Here is a 25,625-nt window from a genome sequence, read left to right on the forward strand (position 1 = left end):
CCGCCGGGTCGACGGCAGTGCTCGAGCGCAACCTCCCCTAGGCTCGGCCCCATGCCGCGACCGCACGCAGCCGCGATCATCGAGGACGCCTGGCACCGTCAGCTGGCCGGCGCCATGCGCCGACGGGGCTGGGGCACCCGCGTCCTCGCCTTCACCGGCTACGGCAGCACCGAGCGCGTCCGCGTCCTCGGCCGGGTCCTGATGACCCGTCGCCCGTACGCACCGGCCGCCGCGGACGCCCGGGCGACGTGGCTCGAGCTGCGCACCGCCGACAGCGAGCGAAGGGGGTGGCGCGCCTTCTTCACCACGCCGGCCGGTGGCGAGCCGGTCACCGTGCGCATCGGCGAGCGCGAGTACCGCACCCGGTCCGACCGCTCCGGGCTGCTCGACCTGACGATCACCGGCCACGGCCTGGAGCCCGGCTGGCACGACCTGCAGATCGTCTCCCCGCGGGCGGCGGACACGACGGCGGCGGTCTTCGTCGTCGGGCAGGGGCAGACCTTCGGCATCGTCTCCGACATCGACGACACGATCATCACGACGACGATGCCGCGACCGATGATCGCCGCGTACAACACCTTCTTCCGCCACGAGGGCACCCGCCGTCCCGTGCCGGGCATGGCGACGATGTACCGCGAGCTGCTCGCCGAGCACCCGGGTGCCCCGATCGTCTACGTCTCGACCGGCGCGTGGAACGCGGTGCCGTCCCTCACCCGCTTCCTCCGGCGCTCGGGCTACCCCCTCGGCCCGATGCTCATGACCGACTGGGGCCCGACCAACACCGGCTGGTTCCGCTCCGGTCGTGACCACAAGCGCGCCTGCCTGCACCGGCTCGCCCGCGAGCTGCCCGACGTGCGCTGGCTGCTCATCGGCGACGACGGGCAGCACGACCCGAGCATCTACGGTGAGTTCGCCGAGCAGCTGCCCGAGCGGGTGCGCGCCATCGGCATCCGCACGCTGTCGGCGACCGAGCAGCTGCTGAGCCACTTCACGCCGATCGCGACCGACGACTACGCGCAGCACGTCGGCGTCGAGCTGCCGGTGTGCCACGCGAGCGACGGCTACACGATGCTCGAGCAGCTGCGCGAGTCCCTCGGGGCGACCCGTGCCTGAGCTGCCGGAGGTCCAGCGGCTCGTCGACGTGCTCGGCGAGCGGCTCTCCGGCCTGGCCGTCGAGCGCCTGGAGCTCGCGTCCTTCTCCGTGCTCAAGACCTTCGACCCGCCGCCGCAGGCGCTCGAGGGCGCCCCCGTCGACGGGGTCCACCGCCACGGCAAGTTCATCGACATCGACTGCGACGGGACGCACCTCGTCATCCACCTGGCCCGCGCCGGCTGGATCCGCTGGTCCGACGAGCTGCCCGGCACACCGCTGCGCCCCGGCAAGTCGCCGATCGCGCTGCGGGTGCGGCTCGTCGACGGGTCCGGCTTCGACGTCACCGAGGCGGGGACCAAGAAGTCCCTCGCCGCCTACCTCGTGCGCGACGTCCAGGAGGTCCCCGGGATCGCCCGCCTGGGACCCGACCCGCTCTCCGGAGAGCTGACCCGCGAGGCCTTCGGTGCCCTCCTCGCCGGCCGCAAGACGCAGATCAAGGGGGTGCTGCGCGACCAGTCGCTCATCGCCGGCGTCGGCAACGCCTACTCCGACGAGGTCCTGCACGCGGCCCGGCTGTCCCCCTTCGCCCTGGCGTCGTCGCTGACGGAGGAGGAGGTCGACACGCTCCACGAGGCGCTGCGCACGACCCTCACCGACGCGATCGCCGCCGCGTCGGGCAAGGCCGCGGCGGAGCTCAAGGACGCCAAGCGCTCGGGGATGCGGGTGCACGGGCGCACCGGCGAGGCGTGCCCGGTCTGCGGTGACGTCGTGCGCGAGGTGAGCTTCGCCGACCGCTCGCTGCAGTACTGCGCCACCTGCCAGACGGGCGGCAAGCCGCTCGCGGACCGGCGCACGAGCAAGTTCCTCAAGTAGTCAGTCCGCGGTGATGAGCCGCCACGCCGAGCGGATGTGCGCCTCGGTGACCGCGGCGGCCCGGTCCGGGTCGCCGGCGGTGACCGCCTCGAGGATCGCCCGGTGGTCGGCGCACAGCTTGTCCGCGACGTCCTCCCACGTCCCGACGGAGCGGAAGGCGTCGAGGATCGGCAGGCGCATCGACTCGCGGATCGCGGCGGTGAAGTCGCGGGCCAGGTGGTTGCCGGCCGCGCGGGCGAGCAGCACGTGGAAGGCGGTGTCGCAGTCGTTGAAGCGACCGCGGTCGACCTGCGGGTCCTCCATCGCCTCGAGCAGACGCTCCATCTCCGCGAGGTGCTCGGCGCTCGCGTGGGTGGCGGCCAGGCGCACGCTGAGCGTCTCGAGTGCGACGCGCACCTCCAGGACGTCGGGCAGCGGGAAGTTCGCCAGCGCCACGTGGAGCCGCAGCAGCCTCCCGAGCGCACCACTCGGCACCGCGGTGATCGTCGTACCACCGGCCCCGCCCGCTCCGACGGCGGAGCGCACGACGCCCTGGGCCTCGAGCGTGCGGACGGCCTCACGCACCGCGGCCCGGCCGACGTCGAGCATCTTCGCCAGCTCCCGCTCGGCCGGCAGGGTGTCGCCGACGTTGAGGCGACCGTCGAGGATCCGGGCGTCGACCCACTCGAGCACGACCTCGTAGGCCTTGAGGCCCGGCGTGCCCCGGTCGGGGGCGGGAGCGTCCGTCACGAGCACAGGATGGCACGCCCGGGCAGCCGACGGACAGATGGTCGGACCATTCATGAGAGAGATTGGTCCGACCATTGACTCGGGCCCTCCCGGGGCTCTATCATCGTCCCACCCGGGCAATGGTCCGACCATTGCTGGCTCCCCGCCCGACGACGTGCACCGGAGGACGAGATGACGACGCTCGCCGCACTACCGACCTCATTCCAACCCGAGATCTCGCCCGTGGCCGACAGCCTCGCGATCTCCGCCCTCGTGGCCCTGCTCCCCCTCGTGACGATCTTCGTCACTCTCGGCGTCCTGAAGTGGAAGGCCCACTGGGCCGGCCTCTCCGCCGTCGCGGTCGCGATCCTCGTGGCGGTCATCTTCTTCAAGATGCCGCTCACCCTCGCCGGCCTCGCCGCGACCGAGGGCGCCGTCTTCGGCCTCTTCCCGATCATGTGGATCGTCTTCACGGCGATCGTCCTCTACCAGGTGACCGTGCGGTCGGGGCACTTCGAGGACCTGCGCGCGACCTTCCGTCTGATCTCCGACGACCCCCGCATCCAGGCGATCATCATCGCCTTCTGCTTCGGCGCGCTGCTCGAGGCCCTCGCCGGCTTCGGCGCCCCGGTGGCCATCACCGGCGTCATGCTCATGGCCGTCGGCTTCGCCCCCCTTCGCGCCGCCACGGTCGTGCTGCTCGCCAACACCGCCCCCGTCGCCTTCGGCGCCATCGCCATCCCGATCCTCACCGCCGGCAACCTCACCGGGATCCCGTACCAGGAGATCGGCGCCTACGTCGGCCACCAGGCCCCGGTCATCGCGATCTTCGTCCCGCTGCTGCTCGTCTTCATGGTCGACGGGCGAAGGGGGGTCCGCCAGACCTGGCCGGCGGCCGTCGTCATCGGCATCACCTTCGCCGTCACGCAGTGGGTCTCGGCCACGTGGATCTCGGTCGAGATGACCGACATCATCGCCTCGCTCGTCTCGCTCGCCGTCGCCGTCGCCTTCCTGCGCGTGTGGCAGCCCTCCGGTGGCGACGCGGCCACCGAGTCCCTGCAGGTCGAGCGCGAGAAGCAGCTGGCCACCGTCGGCGCCGGCACCGACGGCGCCCCGTCCGGCGCCGCCGGCGACTACCACATCTCCCCCGAGGAGCTCGACGCCCAGGCCCGGGCCCTCACGCCGCGGCGCATCGCGTGGGCGATGTTCCCCTACGTCCTCGTCGTCGCCGTCTTCTCCGTCGCCAAGCTCGTGCCGGCGGTCGACACCTGGCTCACCGGCACCAACGCCAAGATCCCGTGGCCCGGTCTGGCCGGCGAGGTGCTCAACCACGACGGCAGCGTCAACGGGTCGGCGACCTACACCTTCTCCTGGCTGTCCTCGCCCGGCACGATGCTCCTCGTCTGCTCCGTCGTCGTCGCCCTCGCCTACGGCATCGGCTTCTCCGGCCTCTTCGCCGAGATGAAGGAGACGGCGGTCAAGATGCGGTGGGCCTTCCTCACCGTCGCCTCGGTCCTCGCCCTGGCCTACGTCATGAACCTCTCCGGCCAGACGATCACCATCGGCGCGTGGATCGCCGGGACCGGCACCGCGTTCGCCTTCTTCAGGCCCCTGCTCGGCTGGATCGGCACGGCCGTCACCGGCTCGGACACCAGCGCCAACGCACTCTTCGCTACCCTGCAGCAAAGCGCCGCCGAGAGGGCCGGCATCGACCCGACCCTGCTCGTCGCCGCCAACACCTCCGGAGGAGTGGTCGGCAAGATGATCAGCCCGCAGAACCTCACGATCGCGGCCACGGCCGTCGGTCTCGTCGGGCAGGAGTCGGCGATCCTGCGCAAGGTGCTCCCGTGGAGCATCGGCCTCATCCTCGTCATGTGCCTGCTCGTCGGCCTCCAGTCGACGGTCCTGTCGTGGATGCTCCCGTGACCGCCCCGGCCCGCACCGACCTGCGCGTCGCCCTCTTCGCCACGTGCTTCAACGACACGATGTGGCCCGACACCCCCAAGGCAACGGTCCGCCTCCTCGAGCGGCTCGGCGTGCGGGTGGAGTTCCCGATGGAGCAGGCCTGCTGCGGCCAGGTGCTCACCAACACCGGGTACGGCCGCGACGCCGTCCCGATGGTGCAGCGCTTCGCGGACGTCTTCGAGGGGTACGACGCCGTCGTGGCGCCGTCGGGCTCATGCGTCGGCTCCGTCCGTGAGCAGCACGCCACCATCGCCCGGCACGCGGGCGAGGACCGCCTGCTCGAGCGGGTGCAGCGGGTGACGCCCAAGGTCCACGAGCTGTCCGAGTTCCTCGTCGACGTGCTCGGGGTGACGGACGTCGGCGCGTACTTCCCGCACCGCGTCACCTACCACCCGACGTGCCACTCCCTGCGCATGCTGCGGGTCGGCGACAAGCCGCTGCAGCTGCTCCGGGCGGTCCGCGGGCTCGAGCTCGTCGACCTGCCGGGCGACACGGAGTGCTGCGGCTTCGGCGGGACCTTCGCGGTGAAGAACGCCGACGTCTCCGTCGCGATGGGCGCGGACAAGTGCCGCAACATCCGCTCGACCGACGCCGAGGTCGTCGTCGCGAGCGACAACTCCTGCCTGGCCCACATCGGCGGCATGCTCGACCGGCAGCGGTCCGGGGTGCGGCACATGCATCTGGCGGAGATCCTGGCATCCACGGAGGAGGACCCCTCATGAGCACGCAGACCCGCGGCGGACCGGTCCAGGAGACCTCGCCGACCTTCGTCGGGATGCCGGCCTTCCCCGACGCCGCCCGCGAGGCCCTCGACAACACCCAGCAGCGACGCAACCTGCGGCACGCGACGCACACGATCCGCGACAAGCGGGCCGCGGTCGTCGAGGAGCTGCCGGGGTGGGAGGCGCTGCGGGTCGCCGGGGCCGACGCCAAGGACGAGGCCCTCACCCATCTGGGCGACTACCTCGAGCAGCTGGAGGAGTCCCTCACCGCGCAGGGCGCGACGGTCCACTGGGCCCGGGACGCCGTCGAGGCCAACCGGATCGTGCTGGAGATCGTCCGCGCCAAGGAGGTCGACGAGGTCGTCAAGGTCAAGTCCATGGTGACCCAGGAGATCGAGCTCAACGAGGCGCTCGAGGAGGCGGGCATCCACGCGTGGGAGACCGACCTCGCCGAGCTCATCGTGCAGCTCGGGCACGATCGTCCGAGCCACATCCTCGTACCCGCGATCCACCGCAACCGCAGCGAGATCCGCGAGATCTTCCTCCGGGAGATGGCCAAGGTCGGGCGCCCCGCGCCCGAGGACCTCACCGACGACCCGGCGCGCCTCGCCGAGGCCGCGCGGCTGCACCTGCGGGAGAAGTTCCTGCGCGCCAAGGTGGGGATCTCCGGGGCCAACTTCGCGATCGCGGACACCGGCACGCTCGTCGTCGTCGAGTCCGAGGGCAACGGGCGGATGTGCCTCACGCTGCCGGAGACCCTCGTCTCCGTCGTCGGGATCGAGAAGGTCCTGCCCACGTGGGACGACCTGGCCCCGATGATGCAGCTGCTCCCCCGCTCCAGCACGGGCGAGCGGATGAACCCGTACACGACGATGTGGACCGGCGCGCACGACGGCGACGGACCCCAGGACGTGCACGTGATCCTGCTCGACAACGGTCGCAGCCACGTCCTCGCCGACACCGTCGGCCGCGAGGCCCTGCGCTGCATCCGCTGCTCGGCCTGCCTCAACGTCTGCCCCGTCTACGAGCGGACCGGCGGCCACGCCTACGGCTCTGTGTACCCGGGCCCGATCGGCGCGGTCCTCAACCCGCAGCTGCGGGGCACGAGCAGTGACATCGACGCGTCGCTGCCCTATGCCTCGAGTCTGTGCGGCGCGTGCTTCGACGCCTGCCCGGTACGGATCAACATCCCCGAGCTCCTCGTCGAGCTGCGCGGTCGGGTCACCGCCGAGGGCCATGTCGCCGAGGGTGCCGCCATGCGGGCCGCCGCCTGGGTGCTCTCCGACCCCAAGCGCCTGGCCGGCGCGCAGAAGGTGTCCGGCCTGGTCGGGCGCGCCGTCGCCGACCGGACGATCCGGTCCCTGCCTGGCCTCGGCGCCTGGACGGACGCGCGCGACGTACCCACCCCACCGACCGAGTCCTTCCGCCAGTGGTGGGCCCGCGAGAGAGGCGATGACCGATGAGCGCGCGCGAGGAGATCCTCAACCGGGTGCGCGGGGCGACCGCCGACGTCACCACCGAGGCCGGCTCCGTCCCCCGGGACCGGCTGACCGGCAGCGGCGCCGTCGACGCGGACGGCCTGACGCAGTTCGTCGAGATGGTGCGGGACTACCGGGCCGAGGTCGTCCGGGTGCCCGCGGACGGACTCACCGAGGCGATCGCGACGGCCCTGCGCGGCAACGGGTGCCGCAGCGTCGTCGTCCCCGAGGGCCTCGATCCGGCCTGGGTGGAGTCGGTCGCGGGCGTGGCCGAGGTGCGACGCGAGTCGCGGACGAGCACGCACGCCGAGCTCGACGCCACCGACGCCGTGGTCACCGCCGCGGCGCTGGGCATCGCGGTCACGGGCACGATCGTCCTGGACCACCGCGAGGACCAGGGCCGGCGGGCGCTGACCCTCGTGCCGGACACCCACGTGTGCGTCGTGCGCGCCGACCAGGTGGTGCAGGACGTACCGGACGCGGTGGCGCGGCTGCGGCCGGACGCCGGCGACGCCCGGCCGCTGACCTGGATCAGCGGACCGAGCGCCACGAGCGACATCGAGCTGCAGCGGGTCGAGGGGGTCCACGGTCCGCGGACCCTCGTCGTCCTCCTCGTCGACGCCTGACGTCCCGCGGGACGAAGGGGAGGTCAGCTCGGGTCGATCATGATCGCGCCCACACCGGACTCCACCCGGATCCTGCGCTCGGCCGTGGGGTCGCTGCCGATGGTGTTGGTGATGTCCGAGGCCCCGCCCTGCGTCGTCACCCGGTAGGGCACGGTGTCGGGGACACGGACGCGGGCCTCGCCGACGCCGACGCTCAGGTCGACCTCCCGTGGCGGCTCGGTGGCCTCGTAGTCGATCGCGCCGACCCCGAGGTGGATGCTCGCGTCCTCGCCGGTGGACCGGGCGATCGTCACGTCCGCGACGCCCGCCTCCACGTCGACGTCCCCGGACAGGCCCTCGACCTGGATGTCACCGACACCGTGCTCGATCGTCAGGTCGCTCGCGGGCGGCACGACGACCAGCCAGTCGACGCTGCAGACCGTGCCCGGGCCCCACGAGGGGCAGCGGGAGGTCAGCCGGGCCGTGCCGTCGCTCTCGCGCACGGTGGTCGTCGGCCTGCGCAGGCCCCACTCGCTCGTCATGACGACCTTGGGCCGCTCGCCCGGCTCGGCGGCGCGGACCCGGATGGCCCCGACGTCGCCCTCGATGCGGACGGCGGACGCCGCGGGCAGTGCCTGCTCGGTCGTCTCGGTCTGCTTGAGCATCGGCCCGACGAGGCTCAGGCCGGCGAGCAGGACGAGGACCAGCGAGACGAGCCCGGCGAGGGCCAGGATCGGTCCGCGCGGCGTGCGCGAGGGCGGCGCCTCGGCGGCCGCCCGTCCGGCCGCGGTGCGGCGCTGCGCGCGCTGCTCCGCGGCGTCGTCGCGGTACCGCTCGCGCAGCTCGGGGTCCGTGGGCTCCCCGGGACGAGGGGGCAGCGGGGTGGTGGGTGTGCTCGTCACGGGTCAGTCCTCCTGGTCGAGCCAGCGGAGCACGGCGAGCACCCGTCGGTGGTCGCCGTCGGCCGGAGGCAGGTCGAGCTTGGTGAAGATCGAGGTCACGTGCTTCTCCACGGCCCCGTCGGAGATGTACAGCGCCTTGCCGATCGCGGAGTTGGTGCGGCCCTGGGCCATGAGGTCCAGGACGTCCCGCTCCCGGGGGGTGAGCGCGGCGAGCGGGTCGGCGTGGCGGGCCCGGGTGAGCAGCTGGGTGACGACCTCGGGGTCCAGGACGGTCCCGCCGCCGGCGACGTCGTGCAGCGCGGCGATGAAGTCGCTCGTGTCGGCCACGCGGTCCTTGAGGAGGTACCCGACCCCCTTCGACCGCGACGCGACGAGCTCGGTCGCGTACTGCTCCTCGACGTACTGCGAGAGGACCATGACCGCGGTCTCGGGGTGCGACTCGCGCACCCGCAGCGCCGCGACGATGCCCTCGGAGGTGAAGGTCGGGGGCATCCGCACGTCGACGACGACGAGGTCGGGCTCGTGCTCGTCGACCGCCACGAGGAAGCTCTCGGCGTCGGGGCACGCGGCCGCGACGTCGAAGCCGGCCGAGCCCAGCAGGCGCACGATCCCGTCGCGCAGGAGCGCGGAGTCCTCGGCGAGGACGACCTTGGTGGGGGTGGGCTGGGTGTCGGTCATCGCAGGCTCCGTCCGGTGCGAAGGGGGAGGGTGGCGGTGAGCCGCGTCGGCCCACCGCTCGGGGACGACACGTCGAGCGTCCCGTCGACGGCCGTGAGCCGCTGGCGCAGCCCCGTCAGGCCGGTGCCGAGGCTGGGGTCTGCACCGCCTCGGCCGTCGTCGGTGACGACGGCGACGAGGTGGCCGTCGTTCGTGGTGACGTCGACCTCGGCGTGGGCGGCGCCGGAGTGCTTGGCGACATTGGTCAGGGCCTCGCTGACGACGAAGTAGGCGATCGCCTCGGTCGTCGGGTCGAGCCGCCCGACGTCGCGGACGTCGACCGAGGTCGGGACGGCGGAGCGGGCGGCCAGGGCCGGCAGGGCGGCCTCGAGCCCGCGGTCGGCGAGGATCGGCGGGACGATGCCGCGGGCGACGTGGCGCATCTCGACGATGGCCTCCTTCGCGGAGCGGTGCGCCTCGTCGACGAGCTCGGCGGCGGCGTCGGGGTCGCGGTGGATGGCCTCCTTGGCCATGCCGAGGGTCATCGCGATCGAGACCATCCGCTGCTGCGGGCCGTCGTGCAGATCGCGCTCGATGCGCCGGCGCTCGGCCTCGACGGAGTCCACGGCCTCGCGGCGGGAGTCGGTGAGGGTGTCGACGCGGGCGGCCAGGTGCTCGACGACCCGGCGCTCGTCGCGGCCGAGGAGCCAGCGGGCGAGCATGACGTCGACCGATGTGAGCAGGTGCGCCACGAGCGGCATGAGGATGAGCGTGACGAGGGCACCGGTCCACACGGACGCGGTCGCGATGGTCCCGTCGACGCGCACCAGGCCGAAGACGAGGAAGCCGCGGTCCGGGATGCTCCCGGCGAAGAGCGGCAGGAGGAGGACGAGCAGCGCCTGGGTGAGGACCGCGAGCGTCAGCCAGCCGGTGACGAAGCCCCACAGCGAGTGCAACGCGAGGTAGGCCGTGCTGCGCCAGGAGTGCACGTCGAGGAAGAGACGGCGCCACAGCGGCTGCTCCACGCGCGCCGGCGGGTGCACGCTGCGCCCGGACAGGGCGATGACCCGGTGCCGCTCGGCGTGGCCGATCACCCCGCAGAGCCACAGGAGCGGGACGAGCAGGAAGATCCCCACGCCGCCGGCGCTGATGAGCAGCACCGAGGCGACGACGAGGGAGACGAGGACCATACCGAGGATCGAGGTGAGGGCACTCGTGAGGAGGAGGAGCACGCTCCCCCAGCCGGCGAACCAGCGGAGGGGGAGACCGGTGCGCTCCCGGGGCGGCGTCATGGTTGCTGTGGTCACGTGACCAACCTAGGCAGGGCGGGTGCCGCGGGTCTGCCCCGTCCTCCCCCAGGTCGAAGGGGGGATGTCCCCCCTTCGACACCGGCGGTCAGGCGTAGGCGCGGGCCATGTCGACGGCCTGGGTCACGTACTCGCCGCCGTAGACGACCGCGTGGACCATGACGGGGAAGAGCTGGTGGAGGCCGACGCGCTCCTGCCAGCCGTCGGCGAGGGGCGCGGCCTCGTCGTAGGCGGCGATGATCCGCGCGATGTGCGGCGCGGTGAAGAGCAGCAGCATCGCGAGGTCGGTCTCCGCGTGCCCACCGTGCGCGGCGGGGTCGATGAGGACGGCGCCCTGCCGGGTCCACAGGATGTTGCCCGCCCACAGGTCACCGTGGATGCGGGCCGGCGGGCGGCCGTCGTCGAGCTCGCCGGACTCGAGCCGGGTCGCGACCCGCTCGAAGACGTCGGTCTCGTCGGCCCACAGGTCCTTGGACCGGCCGATGCGCAGCAGGTGGCGGATGCGCTGCTCGGCGAAGAAGGCGCCCCACGAGTCGGTCGGCTCCAGCGGCATGGGCAGCGGCGAGTCGGCCGGGCCGATGAACCCGTGGCTGCTCCAGCGCGCCGGCGGCGCCCCGAAGGCCGGGGCGCCGGCGGCGTGGGTCGCGGCGAGCGCGACACCCAGGTCGTCGGCCTGGACGTTGGTCGACGGCGCCGGGTCGTACTGGAGCAGGTCGATGTGGCCCAGGTCGACGTCCTGCAGCTCGGCGACCCGCGCACCGCCCGAGGCCTGCGCCTCGGCGAGCCACAGCAGCCCGGCGGCCTCCCAGGAGGAGTAGCCGCGCGGTGCGGCGGAGGTGTCCTTGCGGTAGGTGCGGGGAGGCTTCACGTGAGCCAGCCTGCCACTCGCACCGGCCCGCTCCCCGAGGAGGTTGCGCGGCAACCGTCTCGAGGGATCACCGCACGCGCGGGAGCACGCCCGTCTCGTCGACGGGGGCCGCGGTCGAGCGCGAGCCCACCTTGATCGGGCCGGTCGCGCCCGCGGAGGTCTTGCCCTCGCCGGCGATCGCGACGGCCACGGTGTCGGCGACATCGGGGTGGAAGACGCTCGGGATGATGTACGAGGGGTTGATCTCCTCGTCCTTGACGACCGCGGCGATGGCGTCGGCGGCGCGGATGAGCATCTCGACGGTCACGTTCTCGGCGTGCGCGTCGAGCAGCCCGCGGAAGACGCCGGGGAAGGCGAGGACGTTGTTGATCTGGTTGGGGTAGTCGCTGCGGCCGGAGGCGACGACCTTCGCGTACTTGGCGGCCTCGGCGGGGTCGATCTCCGGGTCCGGGTTGGCGAGCGCGAAGACGATCGGGTCCTGCGCCATGTTGTCGCGGATCCACTCGGCCTTGAGCAGGTTGGGCGCGGAGACGCCGATGAAGACGTCGGCGCCCTGCAGACCGTCGGCGAGGGTGCCGCGGACCCGGCGGGGGTTGGTGCGCTCGGCCAGCTCGCGCTTGGCACCGCTCAGCGACTCGTCGTCGGCGGAGAGCAGGCCCTCGCGGTCGTAGACGACGACGTCCTGGGCGCCGGCCGCGAGGAGCAGGGTGACGATCGCCGAGCCCGCGGCGCCGCCGCCGGAGACGACGATGCGCACCTCCTCGAGCCACTTGTCGACGACGCGCAGCGCGTTGCGCAGGGCGGCGAGGACGACGATGGCGGTGCCGTGCTGGTCGTCGTGGAAGACGGGGATGTCGAGGCTCTCGCGCAGCCGGCGCTCGATCTCGAAGCAGCGCGGGGCGGCGATGTCCTCGAGGTTGATGCCGCCGAAGCCGGGGGCGATCATCTCGACCGCGCGGATGATCTCCTCGGTGTCCTGGGAGGCGAGGCAGATCGGCCAGGCGTCGATGTCGGCGAACTGCTTGAACAGGGCCGCCTTGCCCTCCATGACCGGCATGGCGGCCTCGGGGCCGATGTTGCCCAGGCCGAGGACGGCCGAGCCGTCGGTGACGACGGCGACGCTGTTGCCCTTGATCGTCAGGCGGCGGGCGTCCTCGGGGTGCTTGGCGATCGCGGAGGAGACGCGCCCGACACCCGGCGTGTACGCCATGGACAGGTCGTCACGGGTCCTGAGCGCGACCTTGGACTGCACCGCGATCTTGCCGCCGAGGTGGAGCAGGAAGGTGCGGTCGGAGACCTTGTGCACCTTGACGCCGTCGATGGCCTCCACGGCCTCGACGAGGTCGTCGGTGTGGTCGACGTCGAAGCCGGAGCAGGTCACGTCGATGACGAGCCGGTCGTGGCGCGAGTCGGCGATGTCGACGGCGGTGACGATGCCGCCCTGCTCGGCGATCGCGGTGGCGATGCGGCCGACGACGGCGTAGTCGGGCGAGGTGTGCAGGCGGATGGTGACGGAGTACGACGAAGGCGTTGCGGCAGGCATGTGACCAGTCTCTCACCGTCGCAACGATGGTCCTCGACAGCCCGCGACGGGTGCCAGCCCGGCGTCGCGCAGATCTGGTGCGAGCTGGCCAGGGGGGAGCTCGAGCTGTCGGAGGGCCGGTCGGCCCAGGCGGCCGAGCGGCTGACCTTGCTCGTGACCCGGCTGGACGAGCTCGGGGTCGGCGACGCGAACCTCGACCCCGGGCCGGACCTCGTGGACGCGCTCCTGCGCGTGGGTGAGGTCGAGGCCGCCACCCGCGCCGCCCGGCGCTACGCGAGCGTCGCCGGCCCCGACGCCCGGCCGTGGACCGTGGCGCGCGTGCAGCGGGCGCTCGGGTTGGTCGCCCCCGACGAGGCGTGCGACGCCCCCTTCGCCCTGGCGCTGGTGTCCCATGCCAGGACACGGGACACCTTCGAGGCGGCCCGGACCCGTCTGGCGTAAGGGATGAGGCTGCGCCGCGCGGGGCGTCGCGTCGATGCCCGCCCGGTGCTGCGGGAGGCGCTGTCGACCTTCGAGGACCTCGGGGCCGGGCTCTGGGCGGAGAGCGCGCGGGTGGAGCTGGCCGCGACCGGCGAGCGCGTGCCGCCCAGGGCACCGACGGGCCCGGACTCGCTCACGCCGCAGGAGCTGCAGGTGTGCCTGCTGCTGGCCGACGGGAGGACGACCCGCGAGGCCGCGGCCGCGCTCTTCCTCAGCCCCAAGACCATCGAGTACCACCTGCGCAAGGCGTACTCGAAGCTGGCCATCCACTCACGGCAGGAGCTCGGCGAGGTCCTGGCCGACCTCGGGTGAGCCCGTGGCCCGCGACGCGCCGATCGCTGCATCTGCGTCAATATCCGGATCTGCCTAGAGGCCCGGATACGGTCGCATCGTGGACCCGATCACCAACCCCTATGCCCCCGGCGCCGGCCAGCGCCCACCCGAGCTCGCCGGCCGCGACGAGCAGCTGACGCGCTTCGACGTCGTGCTCAAGCGCATCGTCAGCGGCCGGCCGGAGCGCTCCCTCGTCCTCACCGGGCTGCGGGGGGTCGGCAAGACGGTGCTGCTCAACCAGCTGCGCTCGGCTGCCGTCCGCGCGAAGTGGGGCACCGGCAAGCTCGAGGCGCGCCCCGAGCTCGGCCTGCGCCGCCCGCTGGCGAGCGCGCTGCACCAGGCGGTGCGCGAGCTCGGGCACACCCAGGAGGAGGAGGTCGAGCACGTGCTCGGCGTCATCAAGTCCTTCGCCCAGCGCGACGCGAAGCCCGGGACCAAGCTGCGCGAGGTGTGGAACCCCGGCATCGACGCGCCCGCCATCAAGGGGCGCGCGGACTCGGGCGACATCGAGATCGACCTCGTCGAGCTCTTCACCGACGTCGGGGGTCTGGCCGCGGACCTCGGGCGGGGTGTCGCGGTCTTCATCGACGAGATGCAGGACCTCGGGCCGGAGGACATCTCTGCGATCTGCGCCGCCTGCCACGAGATGAGCCAGTCGGGGCTGCCGCTCATCGTCGTCGGCGCGGGCCTGCCGCACCTGCCGGCGGTGCTCTCGGCGAGCAAGTCGTACAGCGAGCGGCTCTTCCGGTACCAGCGGATCGGCCGGCTCGCCCGCGAGGAGGCCGACCGGGCGCTCACCGCGCCGGCGGCCGACGAGCTCGCGGAGTTCGAGCAGGGCGCGCTCGACGCGCTGTACGTCGCGACGGGCGGCTACCCGTACTTCATCCAGGCGTACGGCAAGGCGGTGTGGGACCAGGCGCCGCAGTCGCCGATCCGCGCCGAGGACGTGCGGGTCGCCTCGCCCGAGGCCGAGTCGGAGCTGGCGGTGGGCTTCTTCGGCTCGCGGTACGAGCGGGCGACGCCCGGCGAGCGCGAGTACCTGCGGGCGATGGCGGACGTCGCGGCCGGCATCGCGGCGAAGGGGGAGGAGGCCCTCGACGACATCGAGTCCGTCCTGACCTCCGAGGTCGCGAGCACGCTCGGCAAGAAGCCGCAGTCGCTCTCCCCCGCCCGGGACGCGCTGCTCAAGAAGGGCCTGATCTACTCCGCCGAGCGGGGGCGGATCGCCTTCACGGTGCCGCACTTCGGGCGGTACCTGCGCGAGCAGACCTGATCAGCTCGGGGAGCCGGGGCCTCGACGTCGTGATCGGGAGGAACCCGCCCCACCGGAACGGGCGGCCGCCGAGAACGCCACCGAGCACCCCAGGACGAAACCGAGGTCGTACCAGTGGCCCGTGTTGTGGACCTCGTAGATCGTCACGTCCTCGTCGAAGAGCGAGACCACGAACGTGATCGGTGAGATGGACCCGTGCCACAGACCCATGAGGAACCCGCTCTGCGGCTGCGTGTCCACGAGGGTGTTGGGGCCGGCAGCGCAGGACGACAGCAGGAGCGCGACCACCACGAGAGCCATCAGCATGCGCAGGGCCCGTCGGGCTGATGGTGCGGACATGGGCCCATCCTGCTGCCGGTGACGTCATGGCGTCAGGGCCATTGGTCCCTGCCCGCCCCGCCGGAGCGGTGGAAGTGTGGACCACGTGGTGGCGCGCCCGGCCGTGCCGTCCCGAGGAGGAGACATGGGGTGGACAGCAGGGGTCGCCGGCACTCGGGGGACGGTGGCCCAGCACCTCACCGCGGACGTCCCGAGGGTCTCGCCCCACGACCGGGCAGACCTGGTGGTGTCGCGGCTGCTGGGGCATCACTTCGCGACGGTCCACGTGCTGGCGGTGCTCGACGGCGACCACCTGGCGGGTCTGGTGTCGATCGAGTCACTCCTGGCTGCACCGGCCGAGGCCGTGATGAGCGAGCTGATGGACCCCGACCCGCCCACCGTGGAGCTCGACACCCGACAGGAGCCCGCGGTCTGGCGGGCCGTGCAGCGTGGAGGAACCGTCCTGGCCGTGGTCGACCGCGGCGCCCGCTTCCAGGGCATCGTGACGCCGGCCGCCTTCGTCGCGGTCCTGCACGCCGAGCACGACGAGGACCTGGCTCGGCTGGGTGGCTTCGCCCACTCGACCGCGACCGCGCTGGCCGCCACCTTGGAACCGGTGGCGCGCCGTCTGCGCCATCGCCTCCCATGGCTCGTCGTGGGCCTGGCGGGTGCCCTGCTCGCCGCGGGAGTCGTCGGCGGGTTCGAGGACACGCTGCGTCAGCAGGTCCTCATCGCCTACTTCCTCCCCGGAGTCGTCTACCTCGCCGACGCCGTGGGAACCCAGACCGAGGCCCTGGCCATCCGCGGCCTGTCGCTGGGTGTCGGCATCCGCCGCTTCGCCCGACGCGAGCTGGAGTCCGGGGTGGCCCTGGGGCTGGTGCTCGGTGCGGTGGCCCTGTGCATGGTCGCCACCATCTGGGGTGACGCAGGCGTCGGCCTGGCCGTCGGCCTGGCCATCGTGGCGGCCTCGAGCATCGCCACCGTGGTCGCGCTGGCGCTGCCCTGGGTCTTCCACCGCTTCGGCTCGGACCCGGCCTTCGGCTCCGGTCCGCTGGCGACCGTGATCCAGGACGTCCTGTCGGTGACGATCTACTTCGCGATCGCCGCGCAGGTCGCGGTGTGAGACAACGACCCCGCCTCGACGTCCGTGGCCTCGCGCCCGGAGTCTCCGCGATGCGGGGCTACCACCGAGACCTGCTGCGAGGGGACCTGGTGGCGGGCGTGACGATCGCGGCCTACCTGGTCCCGCAGGTGATGGCGTATGCCGCGGTGGCGGGTCTCCCACCTGTGGCCGGCCTGTGGGCGGCCATGGCCGCGTTGTCGGTGTATGCCGTCCTCGGCTCCTCCCCCCAGCTGTCCGTGGGTCCCGAGTCCACCACCGCGTTGATGACGGCCGTCGCCCTCGGCACCCTGGGCCTGCAGGACGCGCAGGAGTACGCCGCTCGCGCAGCGACCCTGGCCGTGCTGGTCGGGGCCATCTGCGTGATGGGCTGGGTGCTGCGTCTGGGCTTCGTCGCGGAGGCCCTCTCCCGACCGGTGCTCGACGGGTACATGGGCGGGATCGCTGCTCTCATGATGGTGAGCCAGATCGGCAACCTCACCCGGTTGGACGTCCCCGAGGGCAGTGTCCTGGACCAGGTCGCCTTCGCCCTGCGGCACGTGGGCGACATCCACGCACCCACCGGGATCCTGGCCCTGACCCTGCTCGGCCTGGTGTTCCTCGCGGGCTGGCAGGCCCCGCGACTGCCCGGGCCGCTGCTGCTCATCGTGCTCGCCGCCGGAGCCGTCGCCCTCCTCGACCTCACCGGGCGCGGCGTCGCCGTGGTGGGCCCGGTCGCGTCAGCGCTTCCCGAGCTCGAGGTGCCGCACCTGGGGGTGGACGACGTCACCCTGCTGCTCCCCGCGGCCCTGGGCGTGGCCCTGGTCGGGTTCACCGACAACGTCCTCACCGCCCGGGCGTTCGCGACGCGCCGCGGTGACGTCGTCGACAACAACCAGGAGCTGTTGGCGCTGGGTGCCGCCAACCTTGCAGCCGGCGCAGTGCGCGGGTTCCCGGTGAGCAGCAGCGGCAGCCGCACGGCCATCGGTGCGGCGGCCGGGAGCCGGACCCAGCTCCACTCCGTCGCGACGACGATCACCGTCCTCCTGGCGGTGACCCTCGCCGGACCGGTGCTCGCCGTCGTGCCGGCCGCTGCCCTGGGTGCCGTCGTGGTGTACGCCGCCACTCGGCTCGTCGACGTCGCCGACGTGCGGCGTCTGGCCCGCTTCCGGCGCACCGAGCTGTGGCTGTCCCTCGCGACCTTCCTCGGCGTCGTGCTGCTCGGCCCGCTGACGGGTGTCCTGGTCGCTGTCGGGCTCTCGGTCCTGGATCTCCTGCACCGGGTGGCCCGGCCGCACGACGGGGTCCTCGCGTTCGTCCCGGGGGTGGCCGGCATGCACGACGTCGCCGACTACCCCGTGGCGCAGCCCGTGACCGGCTTGGTCGTCTACCGCTACGACTCGCCCCTGTTCTTCGCCAACGCCCAGGACTTCGTGCGGCGCGCCCTTCGCGCCGTCGACACCTCCCCGACACCCGTGGAGTGGCTGGTCCTCAATGCCGAGGCGAACGTGACCATCGACATCACCGCCCTGGACGCCCTGAACGACCTCCACCACGAGCTGCAGCGCCGGGACATCGTGCTGGGCCTGGCCCGGGTCAAGCAGGAGCTGCGCATCGACCTGGTGCGCGACGGGTTCGTCGAGCGGATCGGTGCCGACCGGGTCTTCATGACCCTGCCGACCGCCGTCGAGGCCTATGCCGCCTGGTACCGCGAGCGACACGGGACACTGCCCCCGGGGCTGCGTGACGGCACCGGGCCCGGTGCGCCCTGAGCCGTGGCGCAGACCCTGGCTCAGGGGCCGAGGACGACCTTCTCGCCGAGGCGCGGGACGACGACGGAGCAGTCGAAGGCATCGCGGATCCGGGCGGCCAGGGCGGCACTCGCGTCGGGTTCACCGTGGACGAGGTAGACGCACTCGGGTTCTGCCGGCATGGCCTGCAACCAGTCCAGGAGGTCCTCGCTGTCGGCGTGGACGGAGAACCCGCCGTCGTCCACGACCTCGGCGCGGACGCGGACGTACTCGCCCAGGAGCTTGACCTCCCTGGCGCCCTCCACCAGGGCCCAGCCCCGGGTCCCGACGGCCTGGTAACCCGTCAGGACCACGCAGTTGCGCGGGTGGGGCAGCAGCTCGCGCAGGTGGTGGATCACCCGTCCGCCGGTGGCCATCCCTGAGGCGGACACGATGATGCACGGCCTACCCGGGTTGTTCAGGGCCTTGGACTCGTCGGACGTGCGTGCCGTGCGGAGGTCGCGAAGGGCGGCCAGCTCACCGAGTCCGTCGCCGACGAGCTCATCGGCGGACTCGGGGCGCGAGTACACCTCCAGGGCGCGCAGAGCCATGGGGCTGTCGACGTAGACCGGGACGTCGGGGATGGCCCCCTGCTCGCGCAGCCGGGCCAAGGCCAGGAGGACGAGCTCGGTGCGGTCGACGGCGAAGGCCGGGATGACCACGGAGCCGCCGCGGTTGATCGTGCGTCGGACGGCGTCGGCGAGGATCTCGTGCGCGTCGTCGGCCGCGTGGGGATGGGTGCGGTCGCCGTAGGTCGACTCCATCACCACGTACTGCGCCTGGGGTGGGGCTGCGCGCGGCTTGAGCAGCGGGTGCGCTCGGCGACCGAGATCCCCCGAGAACAAGGTGGTGGCACCACCGACGTCGACCAGCGCGCAGGCCGAGCCGAGGATGTGGCCGGCCCGGCTCAGCGTGACCGTGCCCCCCGAGGTGAGCGTGAAGGGCTCCTCGTACGCCTGGGACCTGAAGAGGCGAACGGCCCTCGCCGCGTCGCCGACGGTGTACAGGGGCAGGGGCGGGTTGTGCCGCGACCTGCCCTCGGCGGCCTGCCGAGCGTCTTCCTCCTGCAGGTGGGCGCTGTCGAGCAGCACGATCTCGGCCAGGGCGGCGGTGGAGTCGGTCGCCCAGATCGGCCCCCTGTACCCCTGTCGCACCAACGCCGGGAGGTAACCGCAGTGATCCAGGTGCGCGTGGGTCACCACGACGTCGTCGAGCCCCCGGACCGACAGGTCCCGCCGGTCCCAGTTGAGGCGGCGCCACCGCCGCTCACCCTGGTAGAGCCCGCAGTCGACCAGTGTCCCGGCGCGCCCGTCCTGGATCAGGAAGGCACTACCGGTGACGGTCCCTGCAGCACCGAGGAAGGTCAGGGTCGTGGTCACGGGTCCTCCGATGTGCGTCCGACTGCCTCACTGCCATGGTGTGCGCGAGACGACCGATCGTGAAGGGACCAAGTGCCCTGTGCGTCAGGATGGGCGCATGCGAGCGGTGGTCATCGACAGCGTCCGAGCCCAGCCAGAGGTCAGGGAGGTGGAGGCCCCCTTCGCCCCCGACGGTGGGGTGGTCGTGCAGGTCGAGGCGACCGGGGTCTGCCGCAGCGACTGGCACGCCTGGGCCGGGCACGACGACATCGCCTGGCCGCACGTGCCCGGCCACGAGCTGGCGGGTGTCGTCAGCGAGGTCGGCGCGGGCGTGGAGCGGTGGCGGGTCGGCGACCGGGTGACGGTGCCCTTCGTCTGCGGGTGCGGCCGGTGCGAGTGGTGCGCCGCCGGCGAGGCGCAGGTGTGCCCCGACCAGGAGCAGCCCGGCTTCACGCACTGGGGCTCGTTCGCCGAGCGGGTCGCGCTGCACGCTGCCGACACCAACCTCGTCGCGCTCCCGCAGGGCATCGACTTCGCGACGGCAGCCAGCCTCGGGTGCCGCTTCGCCACCGCCTACCGCGCCCTCGTCGCCCGCGCCGCAGTGGCGAAGGGAGAGTGGGTCACCGTCGTCGGGGCCGGCGGCGTCGGGCTGAGTGCCGTGATGATCGCCCGCGCCCTCGGGGCCCGGGTCGTCGCGGTTGACCGCAATCCCGAAGCGCTCGCTCTCGCAACGGATCTCGGTGCAGAGCACGTCGTCCTCGCCGACGGCCGGGACGTCGGCGCAGCGGTCACGGCTCGCACCGTCGGTGGGAGCCACGTCGCGGTCGACGCGGTGGGCAGCGAGCAGACCTGCGCCGCCGCGATCCACAGCCTGCGGCGGCGCGGCCGGCACGTGCAGGTCGGCCTGCTGCCACCGGTCGACGGGCACCCCCGGGTGCCGATGGCGCGCGTCATCGGGTGGGAGCTCGACCTGCTCGGGAGCCACGGCATGGCCGCTGTCGACTACCCGGGCATGCTCGCGCTCATCGAGTCGGGAGCGCTCCAGCCCCAGCGGCTCGTCGAGCGGACCATCGGTCTCGAGGAGGCCGCGGCGCTGCTGCCCGGCTTCGACACCGCACCAGTCGCGGGCATGACGATCGTCGCCCCTGGGCGCTGAACTCCCTTCGCTGCCTGACGCCCACCCGGAGCGCGGCCGGGTAGCCTGAACGTCGTTCACTGAACGACGTTCACCGAAGGGGCGCCATGACCACCACGTTCGACCAGCTCGCCGACCGGATCCTCGAGGGAGGCCGGGCCACCGAGGCCGACGCGCTCGCCGTGCTGCGCACGGACGACGAGGAGGTCATGGCCGCGGTCGTGGCCGCGGCCCGGCTGCGCCGCGAGCACTTCGGCAACACCGTCAAGGTCAACTACCTCGTCAACCTCAAGTCGGGGCTGTGCCCGGAGAACTGCAGCTACTGCTCCCAGGCCCTCGGCTCGCAGGCGCCGATCCTCACGTACTCGTGGCTGTCGACCGACGAGGCCATCGACCAGGCCTCCGCCGGTCTGCGCGGCGGCGCGACCCGCGTGTGCCTGGTCGCCTCCGGGCGCGGACCCTCGGAGCGCGACATCGACAAGGTCGTCGCGATGACCGAGGCCCTCAAGGAGGCCGACCAGGGCGTCGAGGTGTGCGCCTGCCTCGGACTGCTCAAGGACGGACAGGCCGAGCGGCTGCGCACTGCGGGAGTCGACGCCTACAACCACAACATCAACACCGCCGAGTCCCATCACGACGCCGTCGTCCAGACGCACACCTACGAGGACCGGGTCGACACGATCGGCAGGGCGACGTCCGCCGGCCTCTCACCCTGCTCCGGGCTCATCGCCGGTCTCGGCGAGAGCGACGAACAACTCGTCGAGGCGCTCTTCGCGCTGCGGGACCTCGACGTGGACTCGATCCCGGTGAACTTCCTCATGCCCTTCGACGGCACTCCCTTGGCGGACACCTGGGAGCTCACCCCCCTTCGCTGCCTGCGGATCCTCACGATGGCTCGCTTCGTGGCCCCCGACAGGGAGGTGCGGATCGCCGGCGGCCGCGAGATGCACCTGCGCTCGTTGCAGGCGGTCGCGCTGCAGGTGGCCAACTCGATCTTCCTCGGCGACTACCTGACCTCCGAGGGCCAGGCCGCGCAGGCCGACCTCGAGATGCTCGCCGACAACGGCTTCGTCGTCCTCGGCGCCGAGCACGGCACGTCCGGCGCCGGCGCCGACCCGACCATCCGCCGCCGTGGCGCGGGCACCGAGGCCCCGGCGAACGCGTGAGCACGACTGTGGCCCGGCCCCTGGCGGGCCGGGTCCGGGGCGCGGCAGCTAGACGTGCCAGGTCACGCCGGTCGCCGTGATGGTGCAGGCCAGGTCGCGGGCATGGACCCGGGTGTGGTGGCGCTCGCACAGCAGGGCCGCGTTGCCGATGTCGGTGCCCCCTCCCAGGGACCAGTACTGCACGTGGTGGGCGTCGGACCAGTGGGCGGGCATGGTGCACCCGGGGAAGGTGCACCCGCCGTCACGGAGGTACAGGGCGCGCTTCTGGCCCGGGGTGAAGAAGCGGGCCGCGCGGCCCAGCTCCAAGGGTTCGCTGTCGGTGCCCAGCAGGGCCGGGATGATCCCGCCCTCGCAGGCCAGCCGGCGCACCGCGGACGGGGGCAGGACCTGCCCCGTGGCGGTGGACCCGCCGGCATGACCACCGAAGGCCGTGGTCGGCAGGTCCTGACCACAGGCACCGCAGCGGCCCTGCGCGAGGTGGGCCGTCAGGGCGGCCAGGCTGATCGTGACGACGACCCTGGCCTTGTCGCCGGGGGGCGCTCCCACCGGGGCCGAGACACTCCGCTCGACGACTGCGAGCAACGCGTCGGCGCGACGCCTGGCCGGGGAGCGATCGTCCGGCTCGCCCTCGGGGCCCTTGACGGGGGCGGACAGCGCGGCGACTGCCGCGTCGATGATCGCGGCGCCCTCCGGGTCCAGGACGAGCTTGTACCGGGTCATGCCGCACGCATCCGTGTTCGAGGTGAGGGAGCGCGACGCCTTGTGCCGCTCGTCGTCCTCACCCAGGTCCTTGTCGGGACGCAGCATCCGGGTGGTCATCGTGATGGCCGCGGCCAGCTTCTTCTCGTCGAGGCCCGAGACCCGCTGCGGGGTGCGTCCGTCCGGGCCCGTGGCGACGAGCCCGTCGCGGGCCTCGCCCAGGATGAGCCCCAGGTCCGCGTCGAGGAGGTCGCGGTCGGCCACTCGCCGCACACCCTCCTCGAACCGCACCAGCTGGTCGGCCTTGCCCAGCGGCAGGTCTCCCGCCTCGAAGGCCGCCACGACGCCTGCGATCCCGGCGTCACCGGTGGGCTCCGGGGCCATGCCCGCGCTCGGGTCGCTCACCCCGCTGCCAGCCCGCAGGCCGGCCGTCGCCACGCGCACCACCGACGACACGTGCCGGGACTCGGGGCGCGGGGCGTGCCGCCCCTCGCTGACGCCCACCCAGTCGTGGACCGACCACGAGGTCTGCGTCGGCAGCCCCCGGGAGATGCCCTCGCGCACCAGCGCGACCTCGGCCACGGCCAGCAGCTGCCTCGCCCGGCCCAGCGCCGCCAGCCCGTCGGTGACCTCGGCGTCGGGCAGCTGCCACACCCTGTCGACGTCGGTGTCGAGCAACGGGCGCAGGGCGTCCCGCAGGACCGGGTCCGGTCCCGGGTCCGCGTCACGCACCGTCGCCTCTGACATGCATCGATCGTATGTTCGACCACCGACAGCGGTCGGGAGCGTTGGGGTGCTGTGGACGGGCGCCGGGTCGGGTGGGGGTCTGGGGATGGTGGCCCTTCGAGACGGTTGCTGCGCAACCTCCTCAGGGAGCGTGGGTCGGGGTGCGCAACCTCCTCAGGGAGCGTGCCCCCGGGTGGCCCTCAGGGAGCGGGGGCGAGTTCGGGGAAGGGCACCCCGGTGAGCTCCTCCGAGACCTCCCACAGCCGGCGCATCACCTCCGGGTCCCGCGACCCGCGGGAGGAGCCGACCGCCACCGGACGGCCACGGAACTCGCGAAACCCGCTCGGACCGTAGTACTCGCCGCCGACCGCGGCCGGGTCGGTCGCGGCGCGCAGGATCGGCAGGGCCCCCTTCGCCGCGCTCTGCCCGACGAGCACGTTGCCTGCCGCGACCAGGGGACGGGCCGGGGCGGGCAGGTGTCGGGCCAGGGCGGTCCGGGAGAGCCCGGGGTGCGCGGCGAGCGCGATCGTCCCCGCCCCGGCCTCGGACAACCGCCGCTGCAGCTCATGGGTGAAGAGCAGGTTAGCCAGCTTCGAGCGTCCGTAGGCGCCCATCGGGTCGTAGCCCCGCTCGGACTGCAGGTCGTCGACGTCCAGACGACCGCCCCCGAACCGGTGCGCGAGGCTCGACACCGTCACCACGCGCGACCCCGGCGTCACCAGCAGCCGCTCGAGCAGGAGCGCGGTGAGCGCGAAGTGGCCCAGGTGGTTCGTGCCGACCTGCAGCTCGAAACCGTCCGCCGTCACGCCGTGCGGGGTCATCATCACCCCCGCGTTGTTGACGAGCAGGTCGATCCGCTCGTGCCGGTCGCGGACCTCCCGCGCGGCCACGCGCACCGAGTCCAGCGACGACAGGTCCAGGCGCACGACCTGCGCGCGCTCGAGACCGGCGGCGACGGCCTCCCCCTTCGCCGTGTCCCGGCAGGCGAGGACGACGTGCGCGCCCCGCGCGGCGAGCTCACGGGCGGTGACGGCGCCCAGCCCCGAGCTGGCCCCGGTGACCACCACGGTCCGGCCGGTCTGGTCGGACATGCGGTCGAGGGACCAGGCGTCGCGGGTGCGTGTCATGGGGCCAGCCTGCCAGTCACGCTGGACCCGTCCCGTGCGTCAGTGGGCTGAGGCACAGCGACGAGGGGCTCGCGCCGCAGGCGAGGGTCACGGCGGACGCGGCCGCGATCGCCACCGGCACCCCGGAGCGGATCGACGGGCGAAGGGAGATCGCCGTGCTCGATCGAAGGGGGCGTGGTGCGGGGCGTCACCTTCCGCGCCGACCCCGAGGTGCTCGGTCGCGTCACCCGGCGGGAGGACCTGCGCCGCCGGCCGGTCACATCCGCGCTCCCCCGGTCGTCACCACCACGAGAGACCCCACCACGAGAGGACCGACGATGAAGAAGCGGTGGCTGCGCCCCCGCAAGGCGCTCGGCTGGTACAACGCGACGAAGCAGACCTTCGCCGAGCTGCCGGAGGACTGACGGGCAGGTCTACGGTGACGTCATGACGAACCCGCAGGGGGCGTCGGGGCACACCGTCCTGCAGCTCCCGGTCCCACCCCTGGAGGCCTGGGTCGTCGAGCGCACCGCCCACCACGACGCCGGGTTCGTCTCCACGGACCCGGCGTTCGGCCACGCGCACATCACGGCGCTGGCCCCCTTCGCCCCCGCACCGACCCCGGACCAGCTCGCCACGGTCGCCGCGATCGCGGCCCGGACGGCGCCGATCACGGTGCGGCTCGACGAGATCGACCAGTTCCCCGACGGCATCATCCACCTGCGCCCCGAGCCGGACGCCCCGCTGCGCGCCCTCACGGCGGCCCTCACCGCTGCCTTCCCCGCGTTCCCTCCCTACGAAGGGAGGTTCGGTCGCGTCCCCGTCCCGCACCTCACCCTCGACGCGGCCCGCGACGGAGTCTCGATCGCCTCCACCCGACGTTCGCTCGGCCACCTGCTGCCGGCCGCCTGCACGCTCGCCGAGCTGCAGCTGGCCTGGTGGGAGAGCGGCCGCTGCCACGTCGTGGAGCGCTGGGACCTGGAGGGCTTCCCCCCTTCGTCCTGATCTTGTAGTCTATGACTATGAGACTAGAGGTCACCCGAAGAGCGGAGCTGGCCGTGCAGGCCGTCGGGCTGCTCGCCCCGGCCGGCACCCGCCTCAAGGCACCCGAGCTCGCCGAGGCCCTCGGCGCGACCCCGGGGTTCGTCGCCCAGGTGGTCGGCCCGCTCGTCAAGGCCGGGTGGGTGCGCTCCACCCCCGGCCCGACCGGCGGCTACTCGCTCACCGACGACGCGAGCGGGGTGAGCGTGCTCGAGGTCATCGAGGCCATCGACGGCCCGACGACCACCGGGCGGTGCGTGGCCGAGGACCGCGCGTGCACGCTCGGCCGCACCTGCGTCCTCCACGAGGCGTGGAGCCGCGCCCGGACCACGCTGACCGACATCCTCGCCGCCACCCCGGCGACCGCACCCCACCCCTGA

Annotated in this window: 25 protein-coding genes; 15 read left to right on the forward strand and 10 right to left on the reverse strand. The window is 73.0% G+C overall.

The genetic code is table 11. The annotated features are described in order from the left end of the window. Positions 1-51: 51 nt before the first annotated feature. Both JT1_RS13090 and JT1_RS13095 read left to right on the forward strand, forming a co-directional pair. Positions 52-1,113 (forward strand): App1 family protein phosphatidate phosphatase, encoded by a 1,062-nt coding sequence (locus JT1_RS13090; protein WP_068327225.1) that lies wholly within the window; start codon positions 52-54, stop codon positions 1,111-1,113. Next, complete coding sequence (locus JT1_RS13095; RefSeq protein ID WP_068327228.1) at positions 1,106-1,966, forward strand: Fpg/Nei family DNA glycosylase; 861 nt, start codon at positions 1,106-1,108, stop codon at positions 1,964-1,966. The genes JT1_RS13090 and JT1_RS13095 overlap by 8 nt, the downstream gene beginning before the upstream one ends. Here the strand turns inward: JT1_RS13095 and JT1_RS13100 are convergent, their stop codons facing one another. Beyond that, the gene (locus JT1_RS13100) at positions 1,967-2,695 is read right to left on the reverse strand and encodes a FadR/GntR family transcriptional regulator (RefSeq protein WP_068329250.1); all 729 of its coding nucleotides are present in this window, start codon (positions 2,693-2,695) and stop codon (positions 1,967-1,969) included. Positions 2,696-2,866: 171 nt separating this feature from the next. Here JT1_RS13100 and JT1_RS13105 point away from each other — a divergent pair, with 171 nt between their 5' ends. The 4 genes from JT1_RS13105 to JT1_RS13120 are packed head-to-tail and all read left to right on the forward strand — an operon-like array spanning position 2,867 to position 7,465. After that, positions 2,867-4,600 (forward strand): L-lactate permease, encoded by a 1,734-nt coding sequence (locus JT1_RS13105; protein ID WP_068327231.1) that lies wholly within the window; start codon positions 2,867-2,869, stop codon positions 4,598-4,600. After that, the gene (locus JT1_RS13110) at positions 4,597-5,361 is read left to right on the forward strand and encodes a (Fe-S)-binding protein (protein ID WP_211596829.1); all 765 of its coding nucleotides are present in this window, start codon (positions 4,597-4,599) and stop codon (positions 5,359-5,361) included. Before JT1_RS13105 ends, JT1_RS13110 begins: the two co-directional genes overlap by 4 nt. Continuing rightward, on the forward strand, positions 5,358-6,824 hold the full coding sequence (locus JT1_RS13115; RefSeq protein ID WP_068327234.1) for a LutB/LldF family L-lactate oxidation iron-sulfur protein: 1,467 nt from the start codon (positions 5,358-5,360) through the stop codon (positions 6,822-6,824). Before JT1_RS13110 ends, JT1_RS13115 begins: the two co-directional genes overlap by 4 nt. Further along, complete coding sequence (locus tag JT1_RS13120; RefSeq protein WP_068327237.1) at positions 6,821-7,465, forward strand: LutC/YkgG family protein; 645 nt, start codon at positions 6,821-6,823, stop codon at positions 7,463-7,465. Before JT1_RS13115 ends, JT1_RS13120 begins: the two co-directional genes overlap by 4 nt. 23 nt (positions 7,466-7,488) lie before the next feature. Here the strand turns inward: JT1_RS13120 and JT1_RS13125 are convergent, their stop codons facing one another. From JT1_RS13125 to JT1_RS13145, 5 genes are all read right to left on the reverse strand, one after another. Continuing rightward, the gene (locus JT1_RS13125) at positions 7,489-8,346 is read right to left on the reverse strand and encodes a DUF4097 family beta strand repeat-containing protein (protein ID WP_068327240.1); all 858 of its coding nucleotides are present in this window, start codon (positions 8,344-8,346) and stop codon (positions 7,489-7,491) included. A 3-nt stretch (positions 8,347-8,349) separates the two neighbouring features. Further along, positions 8,350-9,024 carry a response regulator gene (locus JT1_RS13130; RefSeq protein ID WP_068327243.1) on the reverse strand — a complete coding sequence of 225 codons (675 nt, stop codon included), beginning with the start codon at positions 9,022-9,024 and terminating at the stop codon, positions 8,350-8,352. Beyond that, positions 9,021-10,310 (reverse strand): sensor histidine kinase, encoded by a 1,290-nt coding sequence (locus JT1_RS13135; protein WP_169702001.1) that lies wholly within the window; start codon positions 10,308-10,310, stop codon positions 9,021-9,023. The genes JT1_RS13130 and JT1_RS13135 overlap by 4 nt, the downstream gene beginning before the upstream one ends. Before the next feature lie 88 nt (positions 10,311-10,398). Further along, a complete protein-coding gene (locus tag JT1_RS13140; RefSeq protein WP_068327249.1) occupies positions 10,399-11,178 on the reverse strand; it encodes a fructosamine kinase family protein in 780 nt (259 codons plus the stop codon). Between the two features lie 67 nt (positions 11,179-11,245). Further along, positions 11,246-12,721, reverse strand: coding sequence for an NAD-dependent malic enzyme (locus tag JT1_RS13145; protein WP_068327252.1), 1,476 nt, complete (start codon positions 12,719-12,721; stop codon positions 11,246-11,248). On the opposite strand from JT1_RS13145, the gene JT1_RS13150 reads away from it, so the two are divergent. From JT1_RS13150 to JT1_RS13160, 3 genes are all read left to right on the forward strand, one after another. Beyond that, positions 12,722-13,162, forward strand: coding sequence for a hypothetical protein (locus tag JT1_RS13150; RefSeq protein ID WP_068327255.1), 441 nt, complete (start codon positions 12,722-12,724; stop codon positions 13,160-13,162). A gap of 3 nt (positions 13,163-13,165) precedes the next feature. Further along, a complete protein-coding gene (locus tag JT1_RS13155) occupies positions 13,166-13,513 on the forward strand; it encodes a helix-turn-helix transcriptional regulator (protein WP_082807670.1) in 348 nt (115 codons plus the stop codon). A 79-nt stretch (positions 13,514-13,592) separates the two neighbouring features. Then, entirely contained in the window at positions 13,593-14,807 is a 1,215-nt protein-coding gene (locus JT1_RS13160) for an ATP-binding protein (RefSeq protein ID WP_068327261.1), read from the forward strand. Here the strand turns inward: JT1_RS13160 and JT1_RS13165 are convergent, their stop codons facing one another. After that, positions 14,808-15,146: a hypothetical protein gene (locus JT1_RS13165; protein ID WP_068327264.1), complete on the reverse strand. Its 339-nt coding sequence runs from the start codon at positions 15,144-15,146 to the stop codon at positions 14,808-14,810. Positions 15,147-15,270: 124 nt separating this feature from the next. On the opposite strand from JT1_RS13165, the gene JT1_RS13170 reads away from it, so the two are divergent. Together JT1_RS13170 and JT1_RS13175 are read left to right on the forward strand one after the other, a co-directional pair. Next, entirely contained in the window at positions 15,271-16,248 is a 978-nt protein-coding gene (locus JT1_RS13170; RefSeq protein WP_068327266.1) for a magnesium transporter, read from the forward strand. Then, positions 16,245-17,996 carry a SulP family inorganic anion transporter gene (locus JT1_RS13175; protein WP_255218325.1) on the forward strand — a complete coding sequence of 584 codons (1,752 nt, stop codon included), beginning with the start codon at positions 16,245-16,247 and terminating at the stop codon, positions 17,994-17,996. Before JT1_RS13170 ends, JT1_RS13175 begins: the two co-directional genes overlap by 4 nt. Positions 17,997-18,016: 20 nt before the next feature. On the opposite strand, the gene JT1_RS13180 is transcribed toward JT1_RS13175, so the two are convergent. After that, positions 18,017-19,393: an MBL fold metallo-hydrolase RNA specificity domain-containing protein gene (locus JT1_RS13180; protein ID WP_169702002.1), complete on the reverse strand. Its 1,377-nt coding sequence runs from the start codon at positions 19,391-19,393 to the stop codon at positions 18,017-18,019. Between the two features lie 97 nt (positions 19,394-19,490). Between JT1_RS13180 and JT1_RS13185 the strand changes: the two genes are divergently transcribed. Both JT1_RS13185 and bioB read left to right on the forward strand, forming a co-directional pair. Then, positions 19,491-20,528: a zinc-binding dehydrogenase gene (locus JT1_RS13185; protein WP_068327276.1), complete on the forward strand. Its 1,038-nt coding sequence runs from the start codon at positions 19,491-19,493 to the stop codon at positions 20,526-20,528. Between the two features lie 86 nt (positions 20,529-20,614). Next, positions 20,615-21,673 (forward strand): biotin synthase BioB, encoded by a 1,059-nt coding sequence (gene bioB, locus JT1_RS13190; protein ID WP_068327279.1) that lies wholly within the window; start codon positions 20,615-20,617, stop codon positions 21,671-21,673. A gap of 48 nt (positions 21,674-21,721) precedes the next feature. On the opposite strand, the gene JT1_RS13195 is transcribed toward bioB, so the two are convergent. After that, positions 21,722-23,119 (reverse strand): HNH endonuclease signature motif containing protein, encoded by a 1,398-nt coding sequence (locus JT1_RS13195; RefSeq protein ID WP_068327282.1) that lies wholly within the window; start codon positions 23,117-23,119, stop codon positions 21,722-21,724. A gap of 179 nt (positions 23,120-23,298) precedes the next feature. Further along, complete coding sequence (locus JT1_RS13200) at positions 23,299-24,225, reverse strand: oxidoreductase (RefSeq protein WP_068327285.1); 927 nt, start codon at positions 24,223-24,225, stop codon at positions 23,299-23,301. A 426-nt stretch (positions 24,226-24,651) separates the two neighbouring features. On the opposite strand from JT1_RS13200, the gene JT1_RS13205 reads away from it, so the two are divergent. Next, on the forward strand, positions 24,652-25,209 hold the full coding sequence (locus tag JT1_RS13205; RefSeq protein WP_068327288.1) for a 2'-5' RNA ligase family protein: 558 nt from the start codon (positions 24,652-24,654) through the stop codon (positions 25,207-25,209). Positions 25,210-25,226: 17 nt separating this feature from the next. Continuing rightward, positions 25,227-25,625, forward strand: a complete 399-nt coding sequence (locus JT1_RS13210; protein ID WP_068327292.1) for an RrF2 family transcriptional regulator — start codon at positions 25,227-25,229, stop codon at positions 25,623-25,625.

Source organism: Janibacter terrae NBRC 107853 (genome assembly GCF_001591405.1).
Lineage (GTDB): Bacteria > Actinomycetota > Actinomycetes > Actinomycetales > Dermatophilaceae > Janibacter > Janibacter terrae.